Genomic DNA, 9,619 nt, shown 5'->3' on the forward strand with positions numbered 1-9,619 from the left:
CCAGCCCCGCGAATCGGCTATGCTGTCCACATGAATGATCTGACATCCATCCTTTCGGAGCCTGTTGCCCGGCTTGGCGCCTCCACGATCACGCTCGGCCATGCGCTGGCCGTCGGCGCATTGCTGTTTGTCGGCCTGTTCGTGGCGCTTGTCATCGCGCTGTGGCGGTCGGCCAAGGCGCGCGCCGTCGCCGCCACTGAGGCCGCCGACCATGCCCGCGACGCCGAGGCGCGAATGGCCGGCATCTTGCAAAGCCAGGCCGAGATGCAGGGCCGCATGGGCGCCATCGCCGAAGTGTTCGGGGCACGCCAAGCCGAGCTGACGCAGTCGATCGGCCAGCGCCTCGACGCCATGACCGGCCGTATCGGCCAGACCATGACCGAGCAGACCAAATCCACGCATGAGAGCCTGGCCAAATTGCAGGAGCGGCTGGCGATCATCGACACCGCGCAAGGCAACATCCAGTCGCTTGCCGGCCAGGTCGTGCAATTGCAGGCGATCCTCTCCAACAAGCAGACGCGCGGTGCCTTCGGCCAGTCGCGCATGGAGGCGATCGTTGCCGACGGCTTGCCGCACGGGGCCTACGAGTTCCAGGCAACACTGTCGAACGGCAGCCGGCCCGACTGCCTGGTGAAGATGCCCAATGGCGCGCCGTCGCTTGCCATCGATGCCAAATTTCCGCTCGAAGCCTGGAATGCCATCCGTGCCGCCGATGGCGCCGACCTGCAGAAGGTCGCCGCCCAGGCCTTCCGCCGCGACATCGAGATCCATGTCCGTGATATATCTGAGAAATATCTGATCCAGGGCGAGACGCAGGACACCGCCTTCATGTTCGTGCCGTCGGAATCGGTGTTCGCCGAGATCCACGAGAATTTCGAGGCCATCGTCCACAAGGCGCACCGCGCCCGCGTCGTCATCGTCTCGCCGTCGCTGCTGATGCTGTCGATCCAGGTCATCCAGGCCATCCTCAAGGACGCCCGCATGCGCGAACAGGCGCATCTGATCCAGGGCGAGGTCATCCGGCTGATGGAAGACGTTGCGCGCGTCGACGAGCGGGTGCGCAAGCTGCAGGTCCATTTCGGCCAGTCGGCCAAGGACATCGACGACATCCTCGTCTCGACGTCGAAGGTCACCAGGCGTGGCCAGAAGATCGAAGCGCTGGAGTTCGGTGAGCAGCCCGACGGTGAGGCTGGCCCCGAAGCCGCATCACGGCCTGCCACCGCGAAGGTCGAGACAGGGACCCGCGTCGCCGATTCGAAGACCGGGCAGCTCAGGCTGAGGGTCGTCGAAGGCGACGACTGACGCCTGAGGAGCGCTACTGCTCCTCCACGATCGTCATGGCCTGGAACTCCGGCAGCCAGTGCAGCGCTGAACTGTGCCATTTCTGCTGTGTCGGGATCAAATCCTCGCGTTGCCGCGCGGTTCCCGCTCGAATTCCATAGACCTTTGGACCATCTCCAACCGACGTAGCGTAGAGGTGCGACCCGCAGTCGGCACAAAAAGCCTGGGCGCGCTTGGCGCCGCTTGCCCCGGTCTTGATATAGATTTTCGGCATACCTTTTGTGATCCGGTAATGATCCTCAGGCGCGGGAACAGTCACCCGAAAGGCCGTGCCGGTCAGTTTCTGGCAGTCGGTGCAGTGGCAGATCGAGGTCTTTTCCGGGTCGACCTCCGCCTCGTAGGTGATAGCGCCGCAATGGCAGCCGCCGTCGATTTTCATCTTGTTTCTCCCTGCTTTGCCGACATCTTAACCGGCCCGATCCGGCTCGTCTCCTGACGCGACTTCAACAATCTTGCGCCGCTGTTCCCAGGTCCCGGTCGTCTGCGGCTTGACGAACAACCTGGCGATCTCCGGCATCTCTTTCTTCAGCCGCGCCTCCAGGCGCTCGACACAGGCTTCGATCTCCGGCGCCGTCAGATGGTCCTCGAATTCGATGCTGAGAGCCGCGACGATCTCCTGCGGTCCCATATGGACCGTCAGGACGCCGTTCGCCTGCTTCACCGACGGATCCTGCTGGACGATCGCCAGCACGTGTCTCTGCACCTCTGGGGAGGCCGGCTCGCCGATCAGCAGCCCCTTGCTTTCGCGGGCCAGGAAGATCGCCGTCGCGCCCAGGATCAGCCCAATGCCGATCGAGGCGGCGCCGTCGAGCTCCGGCATCTCCAGCAGTTCCGCCGCAAGGATACCGGCGAAGGCGACGATCAGGCCGAGCAGGGCGGCGCTGTCCTCGAACAGCACAGTGTAGACGCTGGGGTCCTTGCTCGACTGCACGGCCTGCAGCCAGCCCTGCTCGCCCTTCTGCTTGCGGAACTCCTTCAGCGCCACCAGCCAGGAGCTGCCCTCGAACAGGAAGGACAGGCCAAGAACGATGTAGTTCACCTTGGCGTTGACCACCGGCTCCGGCGCCATGATGTGGATCACACCTTCGTAGAAGGAGACGCCGGCGCCCAGTGCGAAGACCAGAAGGGCGACGATGAAACTCCAGAAATAGAGTTCGCGGCCGTGACCGAGCGGATGCGTCCGATCGGCCGGGCGGGCGGCGCGGTGCATGCCATAGAGCAGCAGGCCGCCATTGCCGGTATCGACCAGTGAGTGCACGCCTTCCGACAGCATCGCCGAACTGCCGGTGAAGAAAGCGGCGGCGAACTTGGTCAATGCGATGGCGAGATTGCCGGCGAGCGCCGCGTAGATCACCCTTTTTGAGCCGCCATGCCCGGCCATGATGCTGCCCCGTTCAAGGCGCCAGTCTAACGGCCAGCCCGTCAAAGCTCCACAAGACCATAACGCGCGAACCGTCGGCTCGTTCGGTCGACTATTCGACGACCTCGTCGGTCCAAACTTTGAAACCGGCGAGCGTGCCCGGTCCGAAGATATGGGTCAGCGGCACGTCGGCGGCATCACGACCGGAGGCGATCAGGATGCGGCCGATGCGCGGCGCATTGTTGCGCGGGTCGAAGGCATGCCAGCGGCCGCCGAGATAGACTTCCATCCAGGCGGCGAAATCCATGCTCGACCACGGCTTCGGCGTGCCGATGTCGCTGATGTAGCCGGTGCAGTAGCGCGTCGGGATGTTGAGCGCCCGACAGAAGGTGACCGCGAGATGCGCGAAGTCGCGGCAGACACCACTCTGTTCGCGGTAGGCTTCCGCCGCGGTGCGTGTCGGCCGGGCATTGCCGTAGTTGAAGACGATATGATTGTGGACGAAGTCGCAGACCGCCTGCACACGCGCAATGCCGAGCGGCGTGTGGCCGAACAGCCGCCACGCCTCGCCCGCCAGAAGGTCGCTCTCGCAAAAGCGGCTGGGCAGCAGAAACAGCAGTGTGTCGGCCGGCAGGTCGCGCACCTCGTGCTGCCAGGCCATCAGGTCGCCCATCTCGAAGGTGCCGGGATCGCGGATCACCGCGTCGGTGCCGAAAGTGAACCGCCCTGGCGGAGCGACGAACCGGTTGCACCAATTGCCGAAACTGTCGCGATAACTCTCGATCGGCACTGGCGGGTTGGAGGTCAAGAAGTCCGGCCGCTCGAGGTCGGAGGCGCGGGAATAGTGAACATTCAGCATCGCGATGAGCGGGGTTTCCTGGGGGAAGTCGAAGCTCATCTCGCAGCCGATATGGATTCGCATTGTCGTCCTGACCGGCCCGCGTGTTCATCTCCGGCGAAAGCGCCGGTGGATGCTGCAGTGCGAAGACGACCATGGCACGGACCGGCCTGGTTTACGAGCAAATTAGAAACCGGTTAAAAGCGGCCGGCTGGCGGTGTCGATAGGCGCTGGCCTCTTGCAGTCGGGCGTTTCTCTTGGTTCACTTCGCTTCCCGCAATCGGAGGAACGAATCATGGCTAAAGGTGCGATGAAGGCAGGCAAGGAAGCCCGCAAGCCGAAGAAGGATGCCAAGAAGCCCGCGCCGGCTCCGGCCCTGAAGGCGCCGCCGGTCAAGGCGATGAAGCTCAAGGACAAGTAGGTCCGGTCAACACCCCGTCCGAACGGGATTGCGACCGGCAACGTTGTTGCCGGTCGTTGTTGATCGAGCGCTCGAATTTCTTATATTGGCGGGGCGGGGACGACCTCGCGCTTTCCCCGAAAATCCGGCCGGGACGACCTGCCATTGTTGATTGAGCGTCGGATTCCGAATCCGAATTCGGTCCGATGCTTTGATGGAGCGTTGTTGATGGCGTGGATTTTTCTGTTTTTTGCCGGCCTGTTCGAGATCGGCTGGGCAATCGGCCTCAAATACACGGACGGCTTCTCGAAGCTGATGCCGACCGTGCTGACCGTTGCCTCGATGATCGTCAGCCTCACTCTGCTCGGCCTGGCGCTGAAGGCGCTGCCCGTCGGCACCGCCTACGCAGTCTGGACCGGCATCGGCACCGTCGGCACGGCACTGCTCGGCATCTGGCTGCTCGGCGAGCCAGCCACCGCGATCAGGCTTGCCTGCATCGCGCTCATTGTTTGCGGCATCATGGGGCTGAAGTTCGCCGCCTGATCATACCGCCAAAGCACGTCGCGTTTGAACGGGATTCAGATGGCGTGGTTTGGGGAGTTGCTTTTGCGCACGCCGTCCTCCCAAAACCGGGGCCACTTTCGGGCGACATGCATTGGACAAACACGTTCAGGGCCGCTGCAAGGCGACCCTGATCTTCGAAGCAGATTGCTCCGTTGCCTGGAGGCTAGCGGGCCGAGAAGCCTGGAGGCGTCCTGCCCGTGCGCTGTTTGCGCGCTGCATAACGCGCGTCGCGCTTGGCCTTGCGTTCGGCTTCGTCGGCCAGCAAACGGGCGATGCGCTCGTTTTCTTCGGCTTCCCGAATCTTGGCTTCAGCCTGCGCCGCCTCTTCGGCCGCGATGCGTGCCGCTTCGGCTGCTGCCTCGCGCTCGGCCTTCTCGACCGCCTCGCGTGCCAGCTTTTCCTGCTTCAGCCGGGCCTTTTCAGCCTCGCGTATCTGGCGAGCCTCGAGGATTGCCTTGCGTTCGGCCTGTCGTGCCAGCACCGAAGGATCGTCTGCTGCCGGCTTTGACTTGAAGCGCTCCAGAAGCGCCTTCTTTGCCTCGTTTGCGGCATTGCGCCGCTCGAAAATGTCTTTTTCCCTGTAGATAGCCAAGTCCACTTCCCTGAAGTCAATTCGCGACGCTTACATACGCGCGAATACCGAGAGTTCAAGCGCCAAAACGGCATGCCAGCCATGAAATTCCGGGATGTTGCACCTGGGAGACGTATTTTTGACCGGACCGACATGCACTGTTCACCGTCCGCCCCTCTGGCGGCGAGGCGGGTCGATGGCTACCTCTAGCCCGAAACTCCAACACCAGGATGACATTCGAATGGAACTCGGTCTCTACACCTTCGCCGACGTCAGCCCGCAGCCGGGTCCCAGCGCCATCAGCCCGCATGAGCGGCTCCGCAACCTGATCGAGGAGGTCGAACTGGCAGACCAGGTCGGCCTCGACGTCTTCGGTCTCGGCGAGCATCACCGGCCCGACTATGCTGCCTCCGCACCGGTGGTGGCGCTGGCCGCGGCCGCCGAGCGCTCGAAGCGCATCAAGCTGACCAGCGCGGTCACAGTCCTGTCCTCCGATGATCCGGTGCGCGTCTTCCAGCAGTTCGCCACGCTCGATCTTCTGTCGGGCGGCCGCGCCGAGATCATGGCGGGGCGCGGCTCGTTCATCGAATCCTTCCCGCTGTTCGGCTACAATCTGGAGGACTATGACGAGCTGTTCGCCGAAAAGCTCGACCTCCTGCTTGCCATCCGCGATCATGTGAAGGTCACGTGGTCCGGCAATCTGCGCGCGCCGATCAACGATCGCGGCGTCTATCCCAGGCCGTTCCAGGACAGGCTGCCGGTCTGGATCGCCATTGGCGGCACGCCGCAATCGGCGGCGCGCGCCGGTGCGCTCGGCCTGCCGCTGGCGCTCGCCATCATCGGCGGCGAGCCGGCGCGTTTCGCGCCGCTGTTCGATCTCTACCGCGAGGCGGCCAAGCGCGCCGGCAACGATCCGGCGGGCCTTGCGACCAGCATCAACGTGCACGGCTTCATCGCCGAAACGACCAAGCAGGCCGCCGATGATTTCTACGGCCCGCAAGCCGAGGTGATGAACCGCATCGGTCGCGAGCGCGGCTGGGGCCCGACTTCACGGGCGCATTTCGACCAGTCGCGTGGCCCCAATGGCGCCCTGTTCGTCGGCAATCCCGAGCAGGTGGCCGAGAAGATCGTCGCCCAACACAGGATCTTCGGTAATGACCGCTTCCTGCTGCAGATGGCGATCGGCACCATGCCGCATGCCAGGATCATGAAGGCGATCGAACTCTACGGCACCAGGGTGGCGCCGATCGTACGCAAGGAAACGGCGAAGTCCACGCCTGCGGTGCCAGCGCCCGTTGCATAGGTCAGCGGGAGGTCCGCGCTCCAGGCCTTGCCCGGCTAACGGAACCCAAGCGGCGGTAGAGGCGTTTTCGTCATTGGATTGCACCAATTGCGGTGCGCCGGTGAGGGTCCATGATGAAAGCCGAACCTGCCGCTTTAGGCACAGGCGTTGCCGAGCCTGAAGACCCGCGCGCAGCGGCTCGCGCGGACACCCATCTTATGCGTTCGCTGCTCATCGGCATCTTCCTGTTCATGGCCATATACGCGCTTTACTTCGCCCGCGCCTTCTTCATGCCGGTGATCCTGGCTTTCCTGCTGGCGTTGACGCTGACGCCGATCGTCCGGCTGCTGCGCAGGCATGGCATCCCTGAAGTGATTTCGGCGACCCTCTTGGTGCTGTTGTCGCTGTGTATCTTTGCCAGCGCCGGCTATTTGCTCAGCGGCCCGGTGATCGACCTCATCAACAACACCTCGTCGATCGGCCAGCAGCTCACCGAACGGCTGGCGCAATTGCGGCGTCCGTTCGAGAGGATCATGCAGATCTCGCACCAGATCGAGCAGCTGACCGAGACGTCGCAGGAGTCCGGCATCCAGAAGGTGGCGGTTGCCCAATCCGGCATCCTGTCGTCAGCGGCCAGCAACATCCTGTCGGCGGGAACAGGCCTCACAATCATCTTCGTGTTGTCGCTGTTCCTGCTCGCTTCAGGCACGATGTTTTATGAGAAGATCATCCAGTCCTTCGCCAGCCTCAGTGAAAAGAAGCGGGCGCTGCGCGTCGTCTATGACGTGGAACGGGAAATTTCGCACTATCTGCTCACCGTCACCATCATCAATGCCGGCCTTGGCACGGTCACCGGCCTTGGCTTGTGGGCGCTCGGCATGCCCAACCCACTGGTCTGGGGCGTCGCCGCGGCCCTGCTCAATTTCCTGCCTTACGTCGGGGCGCTGATGACCATCGTGCTGGTCGCGATCATGGCGCTGATCAGCTTCGACACCATCTCCTACGCGCTGCTGGCGCCGGCCTTCGTGCTGGTGTGCGACATCGTCGAAGGCCAGTTCGTGACACCGATGGTGGTCGGCCGGCGCCTCGAGATCAACGCCGTGGCGATCTTCATCGCCATCGCCTTCTGGTCGTGGCTCTGGGGCTTCGTCGGCGCCCTGATGGCGGTTCCGCTGCTGGTCGTCATCAAGGTGTTCTGCGATCATTTCGACGGGCTCAGCCCTGTCGGCAACTTCCTCGCCGCGCAGCACACGGCCGTCGTCGTGGAAGATGACGTCGCCGACACGGAGTCCGCAAAGGGTTGATCAATATTTTTGAATTTGCGGCGTTGCCGGGCGCTCCCTACATGCGGTCCTTACACAGGATCCCGTTCATGACCGCTCTTTCTGTTCTCGACCTGTCGCCGATCATCGAAGGCAGCGATGCCTCGCAGTCGCTCGCCAACTCGCTCGATCTTGCCCGTCATGCCGAGCGGCTGGGCTACAAGCGCTACTGGCTGGCCGAGCATCACAACATGCCGGGCATCGCCAGTGCCGCCACCGCGGTCGTCATTGCCCATGTCGCCGGCGGCACCAGGACCATTCGTGTCGGTGCCGGCGGCATCATGCTGCCCAACCATTCGCCGCTGGTGATTGCCGAGCAGTTTGGCACGCTGGCCGCCTTGCATCCGGGCCGCATCGATCTCGGCCTCGGCCGCGCGCCGGGCACCGACATGGGCACTGCACGCGCCTTGCGCCGCAACCTCGAGGCCGGCGTCGACAATTTCCCGCAGGATGTCGTCGAGTTGATGGGCTATTTCCAGCCGGCCGAGGAAGGCCAGCGCATCCGCGCCGTGCCGGGCGAGGGCCAGAACGTGCCGATCTGGATACTCGGTTCCAGCCTCTACGGCGCGCAGCTCGCCGCCATGCTCGGCCTGCCCTATGCCTTTGCCTCGCATTTCGCGCCGGCGGAGCTCGACCATGCCCTGGACGTCTACCGCTCGCGCTTCCAACCGTCGGAGCAGCTCGACAAACCGCATGTGATGCTCGGCCTCAACGTCTTTGCGGCGCCCACCGATGCCGAGGCGCGTTTGCTGTTCACCTCGCTGCAACAGGCTTTCGTCAATCTGCGCACCGGCCGGCCCGGTCGGCTGCCGCCGCCGGTCGAGAACTATGACCGCGATCTCGATCCGATGGCCAAGACCATGCTTGGCCAGGCGCTGTCCTGCGCTGTCGTCGGGTCTCCGGAAACGGTCCGGCAAGGCATCGACGCGTTCGTGCGCCGCACCGGCGCCGACGAGTTGATGGTCACCGCGCAGATCTTCGACCACGCGGCCCGCGTGCGGTCGTTCGAGATCCTGGCCGAGGCCCACAAATCGCTATCGCAGGCGGCCTGATATTCTTGGCTTGGAGAATACAGGGTGCTTCTGCTAAGTGCGGGGCACCCTTCCGCAAGACCGAGCGCCCCGTGAAAAATGACCATGACGCACGCATGCAGTTCGCCATCGAACTGGCTCGGCGTGCCGGCGAACTCGGCCTGAAGTACTTCCGCGACCTCGACAGCCTGACCATCGAGAGCAAGGGCCATCAGGACCTGGTCTCCGAAGCAGACCGCGAGGTCGAACTGTTCATCCGCGCCGCCATTGCCACCGACTATCCGCAAGACGGCATCGTCGGCGAGGAGCATGCCTCGGTCACCGGCTCGACGGGCTATGACTGGGTGATCGATCCCATCGACGGCACCGCCAATTTCGTGCGCGGCATCCCGGCCTGGTGCGTGGTGATCGCCTGCGCCCTGCAGGGCGAGACCGTGGTTGGCGTGATCCACGAACCATCGACCGGCGAGACGTTTCACGGCCGGCTCGGCGGCGGCGCCTTCGTCAACGGCAGGCCGATCAAGACCAGTGCGGTCACCAGCCTGGAAGAAGGATCCGTCGGGACCGGATTTTCAAACCGCGCCGATACCGAAAATGTCGCCGTGCTGGTCCGCATGCTGCTGGCCGAAGGCGGCGTTTTCTTTCGCAACGCATCCGGCGCCTTGATGCTCGCCTATGTCGCCGCCGGCCGCCTGCTCGGCTATGTCGAGGAGCACATGAACGCCTGGGATTGCCTGGCCGGCATGCTTCTGGTCGAGGAAGCCGGCGGCACGGTGGTGAAACCAGATCCGAAGACGGTGCTGCGGGACGGAACGCTGCTGATTTCAGGCGGCAAGGGCGTTTTTCCCAAGCTGCGGGAGCTTTGCAGCGGGCCATTCGGGCTCTGAACGCTATCTAGTGCGAAAGACGC

General features: G+C 63.8%; 11 protein-coding genes. 7 read left to right on the forward strand and 4 right to left on the reverse strand.

Annotation, left to right across the window (positions count from 1 at the left end):
• The first annotated feature begins 30 nt into the window (after positions 1-30).
• Positions 31-1,302: a DNA recombination protein RmuC gene (locus AC07FD_RS30050; protein ID WP_478352794.1), complete on the forward strand. Its 1,272-nt coding sequence runs from the start codon at positions 31-33 to the stop codon at positions 1,300-1,302.
• A 13-nt stretch (positions 1,303-1,315) separates the two neighbouring features.
• Here AC07FD_RS30050 and AC07FD_RS30055 read toward each other — a convergent pair whose 3' ends face one another.
• The 3 genes from AC07FD_RS30055 to AC07FD_RS30065 form a co-directional block, all read right to left on the reverse strand.
• The gene (locus AC07FD_RS30055) at positions 1,316-1,720 is read right to left on the reverse strand and encodes a GFA family protein (RefSeq protein WP_478352795.1); all 405 of its coding nucleotides are present in this window, start codon (positions 1,718-1,720) and stop codon (positions 1,316-1,318) included.
• A 27-nt stretch (positions 1,721-1,747) separates the two neighbouring features.
• On the reverse strand, positions 1,748-2,722 hold the full coding sequence (locus tag AC07FD_RS30060; protein ID WP_478352796.1) for a cation diffusion facilitator family transporter: 975 nt from the start codon (positions 2,720-2,722) through the stop codon (positions 1,748-1,750).
• A gap of 91 nt (positions 2,723-2,813) precedes the next feature.
• Positions 2,814-3,623, reverse strand: a complete 810-nt coding sequence (locus AC07FD_RS30065) for a transglutaminase-like domain-containing protein (RefSeq protein WP_478352797.1) — start codon at positions 3,621-3,623, stop codon at positions 2,814-2,816.
• Positions 3,624-3,834: 211 nt separating this feature from the next.
• Here AC07FD_RS30065 and AC07FD_RS30070 point away from each other — a divergent pair, with 211 nt between their 5' ends.
• Positions 3,835-3,960: a hypothetical protein gene (locus AC07FD_RS30070; protein WP_013528464.1), complete on the forward strand. Its 126-nt coding sequence runs from the start codon at positions 3,835-3,837 to the stop codon at positions 3,958-3,960.
• 207 nt (positions 3,961-4,167) lie between these two features.
• Positions 4,168-4,482, forward strand: coding sequence for a quaternary ammonium compound efflux SMR transporter SugE (gene sugE / locus AC07FD_RS30075; protein WP_095083439.1), 315 nt, complete (start codon positions 4,168-4,170; stop codon positions 4,480-4,482).
• A 184-nt stretch (positions 4,483-4,666) separates the two neighbouring features.
• Here the strand turns inward: sugE and AC07FD_RS30080 are convergent, their stop codons facing one another.
• Positions 4,667-5,095, reverse strand: a complete 429-nt coding sequence (locus tag AC07FD_RS30080) for a DUF6481 family protein (protein WP_478352798.1) — start codon at positions 5,093-5,095, stop codon at positions 4,667-4,669.
• Positions 5,096-5,315: 220 nt separating this feature from the next.
• Between AC07FD_RS30080 and AC07FD_RS30085 the strand changes: the two genes are divergently transcribed.
• From AC07FD_RS30085 to AC07FD_RS30100, 4 genes are all read left to right on the forward strand, one after another.
• Complete coding sequence (locus AC07FD_RS30085; protein WP_478352799.1) at positions 5,316-6,377, forward strand: LLM class flavin-dependent oxidoreductase; 1,062 nt, start codon at positions 5,316-5,318, stop codon at positions 6,375-6,377.
• Between the two features lie 113 nt (positions 6,378-6,490).
• Complete coding sequence (locus AC07FD_RS30090; protein ID WP_478352857.1) at positions 6,491-7,660, forward strand: AI-2E family transporter; 1,170 nt, start codon at positions 6,491-6,493, stop codon at positions 7,658-7,660.
• Positions 7,661-7,728: 68 nt separating this feature from the next.
• On the forward strand, positions 7,729-8,730 hold the full coding sequence (locus tag AC07FD_RS30095) for an LLM class flavin-dependent oxidoreductase (protein ID WP_477412097.1): 1,002 nt from the start codon (positions 7,729-7,731) through the stop codon (positions 8,728-8,730).
• A gap of 95 nt (positions 8,731-8,825) precedes the next feature.
• Positions 8,826-9,596 carry an inositol monophosphatase family protein gene (locus AC07FD_RS30100; protein WP_478352858.1) on the forward strand — a complete coding sequence of 257 codons (771 nt, stop codon included), beginning with the start codon at positions 8,826-8,828 and terminating at the stop codon, positions 9,594-9,596.
• Positions 9,597-9,619: the final 23 nt, after the last annotated feature.

This window comes from Mesorhizobium waitakense, from assembly GCF_056431085.1.

Bases quoted from the DNA above. Each gene is read 5' to 3' on its own strand.
- AC07FD_RS30050 (WP_478352794.1), top strand. From the start codon at position 31: ATGAATGATCTGACATCCATCCTTTCGGAGCCTGTTGCCCGGCTTGGC.
- AC07FD_RS30055 (WP_478352795.1), bottom strand. From the start codon at position 1,720: ATGAAAATCGACGGCGGCTGCCATTGCGGCGCTATCACCTACGAGGCG.
- AC07FD_RS30060 (WP_478352796.1), bottom strand. From the start codon at position 2,722: ATGGCCGGGCATGGCGGCTCAAAAAGGGTGATCTACGCGGCGCTCGCC.
- AC07FD_RS30065 (WP_478352797.1), bottom strand. From the start codon at position 3,623: ATGCGAATCCATATCGGCTGCGAGATGAGCTTCGACTTCCCCCAGGAA.
- AC07FD_RS30070 (WP_013528464.1), top strand. From the start codon at position 3,835: ATGGCTAAAGGTGCGATGAAGGCAGGCAAGGAAGCCCGCAAGCCGAAG.
- sugE (WP_095083439.1), top strand. From the start codon at position 4,168: ATGGCGTGGATTTTTCTGTTTTTTGCCGGCCTGTTCGAGATCGGCTGG.
- AC07FD_RS30085 (WP_478352799.1), top strand. From the start codon at position 5,316: ATGGAACTCGGTCTCTACACCTTCGCCGACGTCAGCCCGCAGCCGGGT.
- AC07FD_RS30090 (WP_478352857.1), top strand. From the start codon at position 6,491: ATGAAAGCCGAACCTGCCGCTTTAGGCACAGGCGTTGCCGAGCCTGAA.
- AC07FD_RS30095 (WP_477412097.1), top strand. From the start codon at position 7,729: ATGACCGCTCTTTCTGTTCTCGACCTGTCGCCGATCATCGAAGGCAGC.
- AC07FD_RS30100 (WP_478352858.1), top strand. From the start codon at position 8,826: ATGCAGTTCGCCATCGAACTGGCTCGGCGTGCCGGCGAACTCGGCCTG.